15 protein-coding genes are annotated in these 16185 nt (G+C 64.9%); 5 read left to right on the top strand and 10 right to left on the bottom strand.

The window, feature by feature from the left end; translation table 11 throughout:
• Positions 1-67 precede the first annotated feature (67 nt).
• The 7 genes from AC4FWB_RS15220 to AC4FWB_RS15190 all read right to left on the bottom strand — a co-directional run bounded on the left by AC4FWB_RS15220 (position 68) and on the right by AC4FWB_RS15190 (position 7602).
• On the bottom strand, positions 68-667 hold the full coding sequence (locus tag AC4FWB_RS15220) for a VOC family protein (RefSeq protein ID WP_491026965.1): 600 nt from the start codon (positions 665-667) through the stop codon (positions 68-70).
• A 79-nt stretch (positions 668-746) separates the two neighbouring features.
• Positions 747-1577: an ATP-binding cassette domain-containing protein gene (locus AC4FWB_RS15215; RefSeq protein WP_491026964.1), complete on the bottom strand. Its 831-nt coding sequence runs from the start codon at positions 1575-1577 to the stop codon at positions 747-749.
• Positions 1570-2448: an ABC transporter ATP-binding protein gene (locus tag AC4FWB_RS15210; protein WP_491026963.1), complete on the bottom strand. Its 879-nt coding sequence runs from the start codon at positions 2446-2448 to the stop codon at positions 1570-1572. The genes AC4FWB_RS15215 and AC4FWB_RS15210 overlap by 8 nt, the downstream gene beginning before the upstream one ends.
• On the bottom strand, positions 2445-3293 hold the full coding sequence (locus AC4FWB_RS15205) for an ABC transporter permease (protein ID WP_491026961.1): 849 nt from the start codon (positions 3291-3293) through the stop codon (positions 2445-2447). The genes AC4FWB_RS15210 and AC4FWB_RS15205 overlap by 4 nt, the downstream gene beginning before the upstream one ends.
• Positions 3286-4293 (bottom strand): ABC transporter permease, encoded by a 1008-nt coding sequence (locus tag AC4FWB_RS15200; RefSeq protein WP_491026960.1) that lies wholly within the window; start codon positions 4291-4293, stop codon positions 3286-3288. The genes AC4FWB_RS15205 and AC4FWB_RS15200 overlap by 8 nt, the downstream gene beginning before the upstream one ends.
• Before the next feature lie 70 nt (positions 4294-4363).
• Positions 4364-5893 (bottom strand): ABC transporter substrate-binding protein, encoded by a 1530-nt coding sequence (locus AC4FWB_RS15195; protein ID WP_491026958.1) that lies wholly within the window; start codon positions 5891-5893, stop codon positions 4364-4366.
• A 134-nt stretch (positions 5894-6027) separates the two neighbouring features.
• The gene (locus tag AC4FWB_RS15190; RefSeq protein ID WP_491026957.1) at positions 6028-7602 is read right to left on the bottom strand and encodes a phytoene desaturase family protein; all 1575 of its coding nucleotides are present in this window, start codon (positions 7600-7602) and stop codon (positions 6028-6030) included.
• Positions 7603-7720: 118 nt separating this feature from the next.
• Here AC4FWB_RS15190 and AC4FWB_RS15185 point away from each other — a divergent pair, with 118 nt between their 5' ends.
• The 5 genes from AC4FWB_RS15185 (at position 7721) to AC4FWB_RS15165 (ending at position 14648) form a co-directional block, all read left to right on the top strand.
• Positions 7721-8512 carry a cyclase family protein gene (locus tag AC4FWB_RS15185; protein ID WP_491026956.1) on the top strand — a complete coding sequence of 264 codons (792 nt, stop codon included), beginning with the start codon at positions 7721-7723 and terminating at the stop codon, positions 8510-8512.
• A gap of 306 nt (positions 8513-8818) precedes the next feature.
• Entirely contained in the window at positions 8819-10390 is a 1572-nt protein-coding gene (locus tag AC4FWB_RS15180; protein ID WP_491026955.1) for a phytoene desaturase family protein, read from the top strand.
• Complete coding sequence (locus AC4FWB_RS15175; RefSeq protein ID WP_491026954.1) at positions 10390-10872, top strand: MarR family winged helix-turn-helix transcriptional regulator; 483 nt, start codon at positions 10390-10392, stop codon at positions 10870-10872. Before AC4FWB_RS15180 ends, AC4FWB_RS15175 begins: the two co-directional genes overlap by 1 nt.
• Positions 10873-10918: 46 nt before the next feature.
• Complete coding sequence (locus tag AC4FWB_RS15170; RefSeq protein ID WP_491026953.1) at positions 10919-13072, top strand: thiamine pyrophosphate-dependent enzyme; 2154 nt, start codon at positions 10919-10921, stop codon at positions 13070-13072.
• Positions 13065-14648 carry an indolepyruvate oxidoreductase subunit beta family protein gene (locus tag AC4FWB_RS15165; RefSeq protein ID WP_491026952.1) on the top strand — a complete coding sequence of 528 codons (1584 nt, stop codon included), beginning with the start codon at positions 13065-13067 and terminating at the stop codon, positions 14646-14648. The genes AC4FWB_RS15170 and AC4FWB_RS15165 overlap by 8 nt, the downstream gene beginning before the upstream one ends.
• A gap of 19 nt (positions 14649-14667) precedes the next feature.
• Here AC4FWB_RS15165 and AC4FWB_RS15160 read toward each other — a convergent pair whose 3' ends face one another.
• The 3 genes from AC4FWB_RS15160 to AC4FWB_RS15150 all read right to left on the bottom strand — a co-directional run bounded on the left by AC4FWB_RS15160 (position 14668) and on the right by AC4FWB_RS15150 (position 16069).
• A complete protein-coding gene (locus AC4FWB_RS15160) occupies positions 14668-15114 on the bottom strand; it encodes a pyridoxamine 5'-phosphate oxidase family protein (RefSeq protein ID WP_491026951.1) in 447 nt (148 codons plus the stop codon).
• Between the two features lie 26 nt (positions 15115-15140).
• On the bottom strand, positions 15141-15599 hold the full coding sequence (locus AC4FWB_RS15155) for an EF-hand domain-containing protein (protein ID WP_491026950.1): 459 nt from the start codon (positions 15597-15599) through the stop codon (positions 15141-15143).
• Positions 15600-15880: 281 nt separating this feature from the next.
• On the bottom strand, positions 15881-16069 hold the full coding sequence (locus tag AC4FWB_RS15150; protein ID WP_491026949.1) for a YodC family protein: 189 nt from the start codon (positions 16067-16069) through the stop codon (positions 15881-15883).
• Positions 16070-16185 lie beyond the last annotated feature (116 nt).

The following is a 16185-nucleotide window of genomic DNA, read 5'->3' as shown; positions in this document are numbered from 1 at the left end:
CTGCGGGCAATTATTTCAAGCTTGAAGTTTTATAATTGAACAATTGCTAATGCGCATCGCGGACAGGTCACTTCGACGGATCCTTGGGGCTCCAAAGCACCGTCTCGGCGCCTTTCTCGTAAGCCATGCCTTCGGGGTAGCTGATCGCTTCGAGCTGCAGGCCCCAGGGCGCCTGGAAATAGAGGATGGTCTGGCCGGCGGCCGGCCCTTCCTTGACCGGCAGCGGTCCCAGCCTTGTCTTCACGCCCTTGGCGTCGAGATAGGCCTTCGCTGCGGCGACATCGTCGACATAGAAGGCGATGTGATAGCCGCCGATGTCGCTGTTCTTGGGAGTCGCGTCCTTCTGGTCCGGCGCCGTGTACTTGAATAGCTCGATATTCGATCCGTAGCCGCAGCGGATCTGGGTGATCTCCTCGATGACGGCCTTGGGGTCGACGCCCAGCAGGTCCTGCATAAAGGTGCCCTTGTCATCGGCGAACGGACCGAAGGACATCGCCTTCTTGCAGCCGACGACGTTGGTGAAGAAATCGACGGCCTGCTTCATGTCGGGCACGGTGATGCCGGTATGGTCGTGCCCGCGCATGCCGGGGATCGAGTCGGCTGAGGCCGCTCCCATCGAGCCGAACAAGATTGCGGCAAGCATCGTGCCGCACAGTGCGTATTTCATGTCACCCTCCATTGGCGGGCTGACTTGTCATCGCGCACGTCCGAGGCCCGCTGGTCGGCATGCGGATATCAAGCTCAATTCATGCCGGCGCCTTCGCCGGCGGCCGCAGCCAGTCCGCGTCGATCTCGGGCAGCGGAATGGCGGCGAGCAGGTCGCGCGTGTAGGCCTCTTTGGGGTTGTCGAACAGCGCGTCGGCGGCGCTGGATTCCACGATCCTGCCTTCGCGCATGACGATGACCTGTTGGCAGAGCCGCCTAATCACCGACAAATCGTGGCTGATGAAGGCGACCGTCAGCCCCATCTCGGTGGCCAGCTTCTCAAGCAGAGTGAGGATCTGCGCCTGCGTCGAGACGTCGAGGCCGGAGACGATCTCGTCGGCCAGCACGAATTTCGGCGACAAGGCCAAGGCCCTTGCGATGCCGACGCGCTGCCTTTGTCCGCCTGACAGCTCGTGCCGGTAGCGGCTGGCGAAATTCTGCGGCAGGCCGACGCGCTGCAAAGCCTCCGCCACGCGCTCCTTGAGCCTGTCGCCAAGCCCGTTTTGTCTCAAGGGTGCTGCGATGATGTTGAAGATCGTGTGCCGCGGATTGAGGGAGGACATCGGGTCCTGGAAGATCATCTGCAGGTCGCGGCGCAGCGGCCTGAGCTCGGCTTCCGAAAGGTGGCTGATGTCGCGCCCTTCGAAGCTGATCGCGCCCGCGCTCGGCTCGATCAGCCGCACCAGCGCGCGGCCGAGCGTCGACTTGCCCGAGCCTGATTCGCCGACGATGCCGGTCACCGACCCCTTCGGCAGGTCGAAGTCCAGTCCTTTGAGAATCTCGGCCAGCGGCGCGCGGCCGATCAGCGGCTTGCGCGTCATGTCGGGCAGCGCCACCTTCAGCCCGCGCACGGAAAACAGCGGCTCAGCCATGGCTGGGCCTCCAGTCCTTGTCGGCGACGGCGATCTCGGCGGTGAGCCCGGCGAGCACGGTCTCGTCCACCGGCTTCAGCGATGCGTATGGATCGGTGTAGCGCGGCGTCGCCGCGATCAGCGCCCGCGTGTAAGCGTGCTGCGGCGCCGCGAAGAGCTGAGCGGTTTCGGCTTCTTCGACCACCTTGCCGGCATAGAGCACCGACACTTTCTGGCTGATCTTGGCGACGACGCCGAGGTCGTGGGTGACGAACAGGATCGCCGTGCCGTGGTCGCGCTGCAGTTGCGCGATCAGCCGCAGGATCTGCTTCTGCACGGTGACGTCGAGCGCCGTTGTCGGCTCGTCGGCGACGATCAGCCTGGGTTCCGCCGCGAACGCCGCTGCGATCAGCACGCGCTGGCGCATCCCGCCGGAAAGCTCATGCGGATAGCATTTCAGCACGCGCTCAGGGTCGCGGATCTGCACCTCGTCGAGCAACTGGCGGATACGGCTGTCCGCCCTCTCGCCGCTCCAGCCGAGGATGCTGACCAATCGATCGGTCATCTGCGCGCCGAGGCGGCGCGACGGGTTGAGCGCGGTGAGCGGATCCTGCGGGATCAGCGCCGTGCGGGCGCCGATCAGATTGCGCCGCGCCTTTGCGTCGAGCCGGCCGAGATCCTCGCCTTCGATCAGCATCTCGCCTTCGACGATGCGCACGCTTTTCGGCAGGACGCCGAGCACCGCCTTGCCGATCATCGTCTTGCCGGCGCCGCTCTCGCCGACCAGCGCCCGCACTTCGCCCGGCCGGACGGCAAGCGAGACCGAGCGCAGCACGCGCTGACCGTTGGGCAGCACGGCGCTCAGCGAGCGGATTTCGAGGCACGCGCTCATCGCAGCACCGGGTCGAAGCGCGCCTTCAATCCCTCGCCGAACTGGCTGAAGGAGAGCACGGTGAGGATCAGCGTGACCAGAGGAAACACCAGCACCCACCAGGCCTGGTGGATCGACAGCCGTCCCTCGGCGATGATCCCGCCCCAGGTCGGATCGTCGGTCGAGATCGACAGATTGACGAAGGACAGGATCGCCTCGACGATGACGGCGATGCCCATTTCGAGCGACAGCAGCGCGACCACCGAAGGCAGCACATTGGGCAGCACCTCGCGCAGCATGATGCCGATGCGGCCGTAGCCGGCGATGCGCGCGCTCTCGACATAGTCCATGCGCGCCTGGCTCATCGCCTCGGCGCGGATCACGCGGCAGAAGCGCGTCCAGTCGATGACGGCGATGGCGATGATGACGGAGCTCAGGCCGGTGCCCAGCACCGCGACCAGAAGGATGGCGAACAGCACCGGCGGGAACGCCATCCAGACATCGACGACGCGCGAGATGATGCGGTCGGCCCAGCCGCCAAAATAGCCGGCGATCAGCCCGAGCGCCGAGCCGATGAGGCACGCTGAAGTCGCCGCGGCGAAGGCGACGATGAAGGCGATGCGGCCGCCGAAGATCAGGCGCGACAAGAGATCGCGGCCGAGACTGTCGGTGCCCAGCCAATAGCCGGGCTCGGCGCCGTCCAGCCAGAAGGGCGGCAGGCGCTCCAGCATCAGGTCCTGCGCCAGCGGGTCTTGCGGCGCGATCAGCGGCGCGAAGATCGCCGCAAGCAGCGCTAGCAGGAGCCAGCCGCCGGCCAGCCACAGCCGCGGGCTCAGGCCACGTCGCGAGGTGCGTGCTTCATCCATGGCGCAGCCTCGGATTGAGCAGCGTATACATCATGTCGACCGCAAGGTTGATCAGCACGAAAAGCAGCGCGAAGACCAGCACGATGCCCTGGATCAGCGGCAGGTCGCGGTTGATGACGGCGTCGATCGCCATGTTGCCGAGGCCCTCATAGGAGAACAGCCGTTCGACGATCACCGTGCCGCCGATGAGGAAGGTGAACTGCACGCCGACCAGTGTCAGCGTCGGCAGCGCCGCGTTCTTCAGCGCCTCGCGCAGGATGACTTGGGTCTCGGAGAAACCCTTCACCCTGGCCAGCACGACATAGTCGAGGTCGAGCACTTCCTTCAGCGACTGTTTCAAGAGCTGCGCGATGATCGCCGCCAGCGGCAGCGCCAGGGCGACGGCCGGCATCAGCATATGCTTGAGCAGGTCCCAGGTGAGGTCGAAGCGCAGCCGCAGAATGCTCTCGGCGAGATAGAACTGGGTAGCGAAGGGCAGGTCGAGTTGCGGCGACACCCGGCCGGAAATGTCGAACACCGGCACCAGCACGCCGAACAACAGGATGAGCACCAGTCCCCACAGGAAGTCGGGAATGGAAAGCGTCGCGCCGCTGGCGATGTCGATGCCGGCCTCGACCGCGGTGCCGCGTGAGCGCGCGCCGAAGATCGCGGTCGTACCGCCGATCGCCACTGCCATCAGCAGCGCCACCGTTGCCAGCTCCAGCGTCGCCGGCAGCCGGTTGAAGACCAGGCCAAGCACATCCTGGCGCAGCGAGATCGAGGTGCCGAAATCGCCATGCAGCACGCCGCCGAGCCAGATGAAGAACTGCTGCACGATGCTTTTGTCGAGCCCATAGAGCGCCCGCAACCGCTCGATGTCGTCATCGCTGGCGCCGGGCGGCAGCATCATCGCGATCGGGTCGCCGGGCGCGACGCGGATGACGACGAAGACGACGACGGCGACGCCGAACAGCGTCACCAGCATCGTCAGGAGACGAACGAGGAATCTTTGCAGCAGCATGCGCCCATATGTCCGGATGAAAATGCGCGCCGTCTTGCGGACGGCGCGCGTGGCAATCCAGGACCGACGATCAGGCGGCCGGGGTCATCAGCGCCGGCAGCAGTGCGCCGGACACGTGCTGCACGACATTGACCTTCTTCGAGTGCACGATCGGCTGCGCATACTGGATCAGCGGCAGCACATAGGCCTGCTCGGCGATGTATTTGTCGACCGCCTTCCAGCCGGCGATGCGTTTGGCCTCGTCCTTTTCGCCCCAGAGCGGGTTGATCATGTCGATCAGGTCCTGGCTGTCCCATACCGAATGCGGGCTCGGGCCGTACATGGCAAAGCCGGTCGAGGTGGTCGGGTCGCCGATCGAGTTGCCCCAATTGTAGAAGGCGGCCGGGGCCAGCTTGTCGGCGGCGCGCAGCTCGTAATGCTTGGCGATCTCGTAGACCTCGATATTGGCCTCGATGCCGACCTTGCGCCACATGCCGACGATCGCCTGGATCATCTCGTAGTCCTTGGGCTTGAAGCCCTTGGTCGTCTGTATCGTGAACTTCACCGGCTTCTCCGGCGAATAGCCGGAGGCGGCGAGCAACTCCTTTGCCTTTTCCGGATTGTGCTCGAGCTTGATTGATGGATCGAAGGCCGCGTATTCCGGCGTCTCCAGCGTCGCGATCGGCTGGCCGTAGCCGCGCAGCAGCCGCTTGACCAGCAGCTCCTTGTCCACCGCCATCACGGCCGCCTGGCGGACGTTCTTGTCCAGCATCGCCTCGATGTCGTTGAAGAAGATCATGCCGATGTCGGAAACGTTCTTGATCGAGCCGGCGAGCCCGTCCTTGGCGATCAGCCGGTCATATTCCTCATAGGGAATTTCGAGCGTCACCTGCGAGGAGCCGGATTCGATCTCCGCGACGCGGCTCGCCGCGTCGGTGACGAACTTGATGGTCACGTTCTCGAAGGCCGGCTTGGTGCCCCAGTAATTCGGATTGGCCTTCAGCCGCAGGAAGGCGTTGCGCTCGAATTTGTCGACCATATAGGGACCGGTGCCGATCGGCGCCTTCTCGAAGCCTTCGGCGCCGACCTTCTCGTAATAGGCCTTCGGCAGGATGTAGCCGGTCAGGAACGACATCCATTTGAAATAGACCGGGTCGAACTGGACGACGTCGCCGGTGATCTTGTTGCCGTCGATCTTGAAGTTGTTCACGTTCTTCCAGACGAACTGGATCGGATTGCCGGTCTTCTCGTCGCCTGCACGCTGCAGCGACCAAACCACGTCCTCGGCCGTGAAGGGCGAGCCGTCGTGCCATTTCACGCCGTCGCGCACCGTCATCATCACCTTGGTGCGGTCGTCGTTCCAGCCCCATTCGGTGAGCAGGCCGGGCGTGAAGGAGAGATCCGGCTTCTGGCCGATGATCTGGTCGAACACCGACTGGTAGAGGCCCTGAATGGTCGGGTTCACCGCCGAAGGTCCGGTCGTCGGGTCCCAGGAGGGCAGGTTGACGTTGTAGGCGATGGTGAGCTCATCCGCCGCCTTCGCTGCCCTCGGCAGGCCGAGTGTCGCCGCGCCGATCGCCGCCGCGCCGTACCCAAGCAAATCGCGTCTGTTGATGGTCATGGTCGTTCCCCTTTGTTGGTTGTCCCAATGCTGGTTGTCATTGTTCCGCGCGGCGTTCTTCGTTCGGTCGGTTCAGGTTGGTGGGCAACCGCGCCTTGCCCACTTTCAAACTGAGAGTCCCTGGAATTTTTAGCTCAGTGTCCTCCCAGCTGTTGCGCGAGCATGAAGCCCGATCCGGCACCCGTGCCGGCGCCGGGCCATGTCGCGGCGCCGGTGAGGTAGAGGTTTGCGACCGGCGTGTTCCAGCGCGCGAATGAGCGTGCCGGGCGGAAGAGAAAATTCTGCGCCAGATGATGGCTGCCGCAGATCTGGTCGCCGCCGACGAGGTTCGGATTCTCGCGCTCAAGGTCGATCGGCGAGAAGATCGCGCGGCCAAGAATCTTGCTGCGCAATCCCGGCGCGTAGCTCTCGATGATGTCGAGCACGCGCTCGGCATAGGCGTCCTTGACCGCGTCCCAGTGACCCGGCGCGATCTTGCCGGCGGCATCGCCGGTGATTTCGGCCGACAGCATGCGCACCTGTGCCCACAGCACATGCTTGCCTTCCGGCGCCCTAGATGGATCGACGGCCGTCGGCTGGCCGACGACGAGCACCGGCTGTTCAGGCAACATGCCTGCCATCGCTTGCTGGTAGGTGCGCGACATGGCGTCGAGCGACGGGGCCAGGTGCACATAGGCGAACTGGCGAAGCTCGGCGCCGGCATTCCAGTCCGGCAGGTCGTCCAGCGCCAGATGGATCATCATCGTCCCTGGCGCATGGCGGAACTTTTTCATCGCCGTATCGAAGGCGGCGTCACCGGAGCCATTGGGCAGAAGCTTGCCCGGAAGCGCTCCCGGCGCGACGCCGGCAATGACGGCCTTGCTGGCGACATGGAAATCGCCTGACGCCAGCCGCACGCCGCTCGCCCGGCCGCCGGCAACCGTGATCTCGGCCACGTCCGCGCCGGTGAAGATCTTGCCGCCGGCCGTTTTGACCATGCCGGCGAGCGCGCGGATGATGGTGTCGGCGCCGCCCTTGCCGAGCACCATGCCGAAGCTCTGGTTGGCCATCGATTCGAGGTACGGGAACACGGCGCCGCCGGCGATGTCGGGGGCGAAGTCGAGATGCATGCCCCAGGCGGCGAGCGTCGTTCGCACATGTGGCGTTTCGAAATTTTCCTCCAGCCACGCGCGCGGTGACGACAGCAACAACCGACCCGTATCGAGCGCGCCGGCAATGCCCTTCTTGCGCCAGAGATTCCAGGCCGTGCCGGCCAGCGCCCGTGCGCTCATCGGCGACCCCAGCAGACGAAACAGATGCTCGGCTTCGCCCGGAAAGGCGCCGACCAGCCGGCGCCATGTGGCGGCGTCGGCGGCGGAAAAGGCGGCCAGCCGCGACGCGGTCTTTTCGAGATCGTTGCTGACGCCAAACCATTTCCCGTCCGGAAAGGCGCTGGCGAAACAGTCGGCGACGGGCGCGAATTCCAACCCGTGGCTTTTCAATTCATTTGCATATTTCCGGTGGAAGGCCGAGCCGGCGAACAGGCTCAGATTCATCGCGCCGAAATCGTGCCGGAAGCCGGGAAGCGTGTATTCGGCGGTCCGGGCCGCGCCGCCGATTGCTGCGCTGCGTTCGAAAACCCCGATTTTCCAGCCTTTGAGCGCCAGATGCGCGGCGCAGGCCAGACTGTTGTGGCCCGCTCCGACAAAGATGGCGTCGAACTCGCTCACGCCCTGCCCCAAAATGCTTTATGCTTAAAGATAATTGCAGATGCATATGTTTTCGTCTAGTAGGATATTAAGGGCCGCAACGAGCCTTGATCGTCACGAACAAGAGGGAACAAAGACCATGGACACGCAAAAACTCCTCGGCGAGGTCGCCGGCCAGCTGCTTTCGGGCGCTATCAAGGTGGTCGACCTGTCGGCGCCACTTGGGCCGGACACGCCGCTGATCAAGCTGCCGCCGGAGCTCGCCGTCGACACGCCGAAGGTCGAGATCCATTCCATCTCCAAGTACGACAAGAACGGCCCGTGGTGGGCCTGGAACTGGCTGAAGCTCGGCGAGCATTCGGGCACGCATTTCGACGCGCCGCAGCACTGGATCACCGGCAAGGACTATCCGGACGGCGCCACCGACACCATTCCGGCGCAGAATTTCGTCGGCCCGGTCAACGTCATCGACTGCTCGAAGGAAGCCGCCGCCGATCACGACTTCCTGCTCACCGTCGACCACATCAAGGCCTGGGAAGCCAAGCATGGCGCCATCAATCCCGGCGAATGGGTGGTGATGCGCACCGACTGGTACAAGCGCAACGGCTCGGAAGCCGAGTTCCTCAACGCCAACGAGACCGGCCCGCACACGCCGGGCCCGACGGCGGAAGCCATTCAGTTCCTGATAGCCAAGGACATCAAGGGCTGGGGCAGCGAGACGATCGGCACCGATGCCGGCAAGGCCGGCGGCATGGAGCCGCCATTCCCGGCGCACACGCTGATGCACAAGGCCAACCGCTATGGGCTGGCCAGCCTCTGCAACCTCGACCAGCTGCCGCCGAAAGGCGCGATCCTGATCGCTGCTCCGCTCAAGATCGAGCACGGCACCGGCAGCCCGATCCGCGCGCTGGCGCTGGTGCCGGGCAAATAGGCGAGGCGGCGGTCTTCGGGAGAAGATCATGCTTGCGGGCAATGATGCAGTGAAGACGTGGGGGCGGCAGTTCTGCCGGGTCGCCGCTCTACGGCGCCCCCCTCTGTCCTACCGGACATCTCCCCCACAAGGGGGGAGATCGGATGTCGCGACGGCTTTCGCCAATCTACAGCGTCGCAGGAATGAGCGGGGCGCCGAAGCTGCTAATCTCCCCCCTTGTGGGGGAGATGTCCGGCAGGACAGAGGGGGGCGCGAAGGAACACGGCTTAGCCCGATTGGCCTCCCGTCATCCGGGAGCGCCCTCCAATGACCGCCCCCGATCACATCATCGTCGGCAGCGGCATCAACGCCCTGGTCTGCGCGGCGATGCTCGGCGCCAAGGGCGCCAAGGTGGTCGTGCTCGAGCGCAACGACCGCATCGGCGGCTGCATGCGCACCGAGGAGATCACCGCGCCCGGCTTCGTCCATGACGTGATGGCGACGACCTTCGTGCTGTTCATCACCTCCCCGGCCTTTGCTGCGCTGGGCACGGACCTTGCACGGCACGGGCTGGAGTTCTGCCATACCGCCACGCCCACCGGCGTGCTCAGGCCCGACGGCAGCCATGTGGTGCTCACCACCGACCGCGCCGCCAACGTCGCAGCGCTGAATAGAATAGCCTCCGGAGACGGCGACCGCCACGGCGGCGATGTCGGCGGCGTCGAACGCAATGCCGGGCTGCTGTTCGGCCTTCTCGGCGGGGCGCTCTGGTCCTATCCGACGACGAAGCTCATGGCGGGCGAGGCCTGGCGGCGCGGCCCGCGCAACCTTGCCGCTTTCCTCGGCGAGGCGCTGGTGCCCGCGCGGGGTTGGTTGGAAACCGCCTATAAGTCTGACACCGTCCGCGCGCTCTGGGCGCCCTGGGTGCTGCATGCAGGACTCGGGCCGGAGGACGCCTTTTCCGGCCAGATCGCCAAGGTCATCGCCTTCGCGCTGGAAGCCGCCGGCGCGCCGATCGTCAAGGGCGGCGCGAAAAACCTGCTCGCCGCCTTCGAGGCGCTGATCAAGGAGCGCGGCGGAGAAATCCGCGTCAATGCCGACGTCGCCTCGATCGCTCAGAAAGGTGGCCGCGCCATCGGCGTTCAGCTCGCCTCCGGCGAGACGCTGACGGCGGCAAGGAGCGTCATCTGCTCGGTCACGCCGACCCAGCTTTACGGTCGCCTGCTCGGCGATGGGGCCCCAAAGCGCGATGTCGACGCGACGCGCGATTATCGCTACGGCAAGGGCAATTTCCAGATCCACTACGCGCTCAACAGGCCACCGGCCTGGCGCGGCGAGGGCCTCGACAAGGTGGCGCTGCTGCATCTGACGCCGGGGCTCGACGGTGTGTCGAAAGCCTGCAACGAGGCGGTGCGCGGCCTGCTGCCGGAGGCGCCGACGATCTGCGTCGGCCAGCCGCACGCGCTCGACCCGTCGCGCTGCCCGGAGGGCAAGGCGATCCTGTGGCTGCAACTGCCCGAGGCGCCGCGCGTTATCAAGGGCGATGCGGCGGGCCGGTTGGAGACACCGGCCGACGGACGATGGAGCGACGCGTTGCGCGAAGCCTTTGCCGACAGGGTCGAGGCGATCCTTGCCCATCACATCGACGGCTTCCGCGAGAGCGTGATCGCGCGCCGCGCCTATTCGCCGGCCGATCTCGAAGCGATGAACATCAACCTCGTCGGCGGCGATCCCTATGGCGGCTCGTCCGCCATCGACCAGTCCTTCCTGTGGCGGCCGTTCAAGGCAAGCCGCAACCACGAGACCGGGATCAAGGGCCTCTACCACATCGGCGCCTCCACCCATCCGGGCGCCGGCCTTGGCGGCGGCTCCGGCTTCCTTTTGGCAGGGAGGCTGTGATGGAACAGAAGCTTCCCGAAAAGCGCCAGCGCATCTCGACCCTCGGCCAGATCGGCCTGCAGCAATTCGCGCCCTATCTGATGAACCGCATCATGGGCCGTTACAATGCGACCTTGCGCGAGGACTTCCGCAAGCAGGGCCTGACCATTCCGCAGGTGCGCGCGCTCGCCGTGCTCTCGGTCACCGACGGCGTCACCGTCAACGATCTCTCGGTCTACACAGTGATCGAGCAGTCGACCTTGAGCCGCACGCTCGACACGCTTGAGGGCCAAGGCTTGGTGCGGCGCGAGCAGGGCGTCACCGACAGCCGCATTCGCCATGTGTTCCTGACCGATGACGGGCGCGCTCTGTTCACCCGCGCCTGGCCCGCCATGCACGACGCCTTCGAGGCCATGTTCGACGGTGTCGACGATGCCGAATATGCCGCGCTGATCGCTATTCTGCAGAAGATGCTGAAGAACATCCGCAAGCACGACATTTGAGTTTGACGTACGCGCCGCCTGAGGGCGGCAACGGAAGGAGGCAGAGATGGCCGAACGGTCTTTTGCCAAGGAAGTCGAAAAGCTGAGGCTCGGCGCCGGCGAGGAGTTCGCCGGCGAGGGCATCCTCGCCATCACCAAGGCGCTGCTGCAATGCGGCGTCGGCTATGTCGGCGGCTACCAGGGCGCGCCGATCAGCCACCTGATGGATGTGCTGGCCGACGCGCAGGATATTCTCGGCGAGCTCGGCGTGCATTTCGAGGCGAGCGCCTCGGAAGCGACCGCCACCGCCATGCTCGCGGCGTCTGTCCATTATCCGATCCGCGGCGCCGCCACCTTCAAGTCGACGGTCGGCACCAATGTCGCTTCCGACGCGCTCGCCAACCTCGCCTCGGGCGGCGTCACCGGCGGCGCGCTGATCATCGTCGGCGAGGACTATGGAGAGGGCTCCTCCATCATGCAGGAGCGCAGCCATGCGTTTGCCATGAAGAGCCAGGTCTGGCTGCTCGATCCGCGCCCGAACCTGCCGTCGATCGTCAAGGCGGTCGAGGACGGCTTCGAGCTGTCGGAGGCGTCGAACACGCCGGTCATGCTGCAGGTGCGCATCCGCTGCTGCCACGTCCATGGCCACTTCATCGCCAAGGACAACAAGCGCCCGCCAATGTCGGTCGCCGATGCGCTGTCGGCGCCGCGCCGCGACACCGGCCGCATCGTGCTGCCGCCTGCTTCCTTCCTGCACGAGAAGGAAAAGGTCGCCAAGCGCTGGCCGGCGGCGGTCGATTTCATCAAGAGCCGCAAGATCAACGAGATCTTCGGCTCGGATCACGGCTCCGTCGGCATCGTCATGCAGGGCGGCATGTACAATTCCGTCATCCGCGCGCTGCAGCGGCTCGGCCTTGCCGACACCTATGGCGACACCGACGTGTCGCTCTATGTGCTCAACGCCGTCTACCCGCTGGTCGACGACGAGTTCCTCGCCTTCTGCGAGGGCAAGCAGGCGGTGCTGGTCGTCGAGGAAGGCCAGCCCAACTACATCGAGCAGGCTTTTGCCGCCATGCTGCACAAGGCCGGCCGTGGCACGAGGCTCGTCGGCAAGGAGCATCTGCCGATGGCCGGCGAATATACCGGACAGGTGATGCTCGATGGCATCGGCTCCTTCCTGCGAGCGAACGCTCCGCATCTCCTGCCGGGCGAGGTTCGCGCGCCGAACAAGCTGGGCGAGGGCGTCGACACCGCCGACCTCGTCAATGTCGTTCCCGGCCGTCCGCCGGGCTTCTGCGTCGGCTGCCCAGAGCGGCCGATCTTCGCCGCCACAAAACTGGTCGAGCAGGAGCTCGGCAAGCACCACATCGCCTCCGACATCGGCTGCCATCTGTTTTCGATCATGCCGCCCTTCGAGCTTGGGGCGACGACCATGGGCTACGGCCTTGGGCCGGCCTCGGCTTCCGCCTTCAACTCGCCGGAAGCAAAACGCCGCTCGATCTCCTTCGTCGGCGACGGCGGTTTCTGGCACAACGGCCTGACCTCCTCGATCGGCAATGCGGTCTTCAACAAGAATGACGGCGTCATCGTTATCGTCGACAATTTCTACTCGGCTGCCACCGGCGGCCAGGACATCCTGTCGTCGCGCGCCTCGAACCGCACCAAGTCGACCAAGCATCCGATCACCGAGGCGGTGAAGGGCATGGGCGTCAAATGGCTGCGCCATATCGACCGCACCTATGATGTCGGCAAGATGCAGGCCGCGCTGCGCGAGGCGCTGACCACCGAGGAGAAGGGTCCGAAGGTCATCGTCGCCTCGTCCGAATGCATGCTGAACCGGCAACGCCGCGAGAAGCCGTTGGTCGATAAGGCGATCAAGGGTGGCGAGCGGGTGGTGAAACCGAAATTCGGCGTCGACGAGGACGTCTGCACCGGCGACCATGCATGCATGCGGCTGTCCGGTTGCCCGTCGCTGTCGGTGAAGTCGCTCGACGATCCGCTGCGCGACGATCCTGTCGCCTCGATCGACCAGAATTGCGTCGGCTGCGGCAATTGCGGCGAGGTCGCGGATGCCGCGATCCTCTGTCCGTCCTTCTACCGCGCCGATGTCGTCCACAATCCCGGCCGCTGGGACCGTTTCCTGGAAAGCGCACGCCGCGCCGTGATCGGCCTTTTGCAGCGCCGTCGCGAAAGCCGCCGCCTGATGTTCGCCGATGCTTGACCAGGCTTCGCCCTTGCGCCCGAAGGCGGGCGCCTCTGATGACGAGCGGGTGATAAAACTCGCCGTGCTCGCGGTCGGCGGCCAGGGCGGCGGCGTGCTCGCCGACTGGATCACCGACGTTGCCGAGCGCAATGGCCACATCGCCCAGTCGACCTCGGTCGCAGGCGTCGCCCAGCGCACCGGCGCCACGATCTACTATATCGAGATGGCCCGCGACACCGGCCGGCTGCCGGTCTTCGCGCTGTCGCCCTCGCAAGGCGACGTCGACATACTGATCGCCGCCGAACTGATGGAAGCCGGCCGCGCCATCATTCGCGGCTTCGTCACGCCCGAGCGCACGACGCTGATCGCCTCCTCGCACCGCATCGCCGCCGTCTCGGAAAAGATCGAACCGGGCGACGGCCGCGCCTCGTCGGAGAAGGTGCATGCGACCGCGCAGGCCGCCGCAAAACGCTTCATTGCCTTCGACATGGAAAAGATCGCCGCCGAGAACGGCACCATGATCTCGGCAAGCCTGCTCGGCGCGCTGGCCGGTTCCGATGCGCTGCCGTTCACGCGTGAAAGCTACGAGCAGGCGATCGGTGCCGGCGGTCGCGGTGTCAAGGCAAGCCTCGCCGCCTTCGGCGCAGCCTATGACCGCGCGCGCGGCATCGCGGCGGCTCCGGTGGGCGAAAAGCCAGCGGCGAAATCTGTCGCTCCCGAAGCCCGCCCGGCGAAGGTCAGCGGTCCGGAAACGCTGCTGAAGGGCTGGCAGGATCTCGCCGCCCGCGTCGCAGCACTCCCGGAGCCGATGCGCGACATGGCTGAACGCGGCCTGAAAAAGGTCGTCGACTACCAGGACATCGCCTATGGCGGCGAGTATCTCGATCGGCTGGACCGGGCAGCCGCGCTGGACAATGCCGAACATGGCTACGCGCTATCGATCGCGGCGGCAAAACATCTCGCCAACGCCATGTGCTACGACGACATGATCCGTGTCGCCGACCTGAAGACGCGTTCGACCCGTGACCGGCGGGTGCGCAAGGAGGTCGGCGTCAAGGACGGCACGGTCCTCCAGGTCACCGAGTATTTCCATCCGCGCATAGAGGAATTCTGCGGCACGCTCCCCGTGGGGCTCGGCAGCTACATCGAGAGCAGGCCAAAGCTGGCCGCCTTCCTCGACCGCCGCATCAATCGCGGCCGCCACATCCGCACCGACAGTTTTACCGGCTTCGCCATGCTGTGGTTCATCGGCGGCCTGCGCCGCTGGCGCCGCCGCCTGCTGCGCCACAGGACAGAGGTCGAGCATCTGGAGCGCTGGTATGAGCTGGCGCTCGCCCATGCGCGGGAGAAGTATGCGCTCGGCGTGGAAATCCTGAACTGCCGCCGGCTGATCAAGGGCTACAGCGACACCCACGCCCGCGCCCAGTCCAAATTCGACCGCGTGCTGTCGGCGCTCGCCATGCTCGAGGGCCGCGACGACGCCGCCGACTGGATCAGGCGGCTGCGCGAGGCGGCGCTGAAGGACGAAAAAGGCGACATGCTCGACGGCGCGCTGAAGACCGTGGCGACGCTTGACGATAACCCGGCCTTATAAGCATTCGAAAGTCGCCAGCCTATTCAATCGCTTCCCGTCCAGATACCTCCTCGACATGGATTCGGAAGAAAACGTGCGGCAAGCTATCCGACACGGGAGGCATGACAGGCTTGAGCGCGCCGGGCTCCCACCAGTCCGCGTGCTTGCTCAACACCGACCATGCATGGTCGCGCTGAACCCGATGGCCGACTTTGTCCGGTAGTTCCTCATAGCGACCATCGACAATCACGCTTCTCCAGCCGCGCCCCTGGGTGTGTTCGTCGATCTGGGCGCACACCAGGGGATTGGCCCGCATCCAGTCGATCTTCTTGCCCGGCAAGGAGAATGCGTAAAGGTGATTGTCGGCATAGGCATAGTTGAAGCAGACGACGTAAGGTTGGCCATCCTTCGCACATGCCAGATGGCCGGCGCGATTGGCCGCCAGCAATTTCGTGCATTCCAAAGCGGAGAGCGTCCGGATGATCATCGTAATGATCTCCTATTTCTTATATTTCACACCTTGGCAGCTGTACTCGCGTTGACGTGGATCAAACTGCTGCGTCCGGATGACCAGGTTTTGTGGCCCGGCCTCTCGTCCGCGCCGAGCATGCCGTCGCCATTCTTGTCGAGCCTGGCGAAGCGTTTGGCGAGGAAGGCGTCGAGCTCGGACTTATCGACAAATCCGTCCTTGTTGGCATCCATCCGCGCGAAGGATTTGGCCGGATCGCTCTTGGCCTTGCGCTGGGTTTGGAATGCCGTCCATTCGGCGAGGCTGACCTTGCCGTCGCCGTCTGTGTCGGCGCCCATGAAGGCCTTCTCCCGGCGCGCTTCGAATTTTGCCAGCGTGATGCCAAGCTTGGCGGTGGCGGGAGCCGAAGTGCCTGGCGCCGGTTGGGCCGGCGCGGGGGCTGGCGTTGGCGTCGTTGTCTGGGCGGCTGCGGCGGCGGCCTGCAGGCCAAGGGCAACGGCCAAAGCAATTCCAGGAAAAGTGTGAAACGGTTTTCCGTCCGGAATTGCGTCAAAACAAAGAGGTAGAGCGGCTCGCCATTTCATTGAAACGGTGAAACGCTCTACTATGGTACGGCGGATCATGCTCTCATCTCCGGTTGGGCATGGCCGTTGGCGACCATGCTTCAGCCGTTAAACGCGGTGACGAGAAAAATCCGTCGGTCGTTTTCCGACGAGACAATGAGATCAAGGAGATCCGGCAAAAGCCGGACCGGAGCCCGACCCCCGAATGAAGGTGAGCGAAACTATTTCCGTTCGTCGACTACCACCAGCTGGTCCGGCTTGAAGCCGGCGTGTTGCGGGGTCCAGACATCGCCCTCGCGGTTGAACCAATGGCAGAGATAGGTGCCGGAAGCCGCGCCGTCGCTGACGGTCATGTCCGGGCCTCCGGATTTCAGCCTGACGATGTCACCGGTCTTGAAACTATTGGGCATTTTGACCTCCCATGCTGACATCGGGAGTTTCACACCAACAGCGATTCTCGACAATGGCCGAGATGCGCCGACAAAGTGGTGCAGGGCTGGAATGCAAGGAAAACTGGTGCTTGCGG

The sequence above is a fragment of the Mesorhizobium sp. LEGMi-168a genome (genome assembly GCF_058312955.1).
This window is presented reverse-complemented; position numbering and strand designations above follow the sequence as displayed.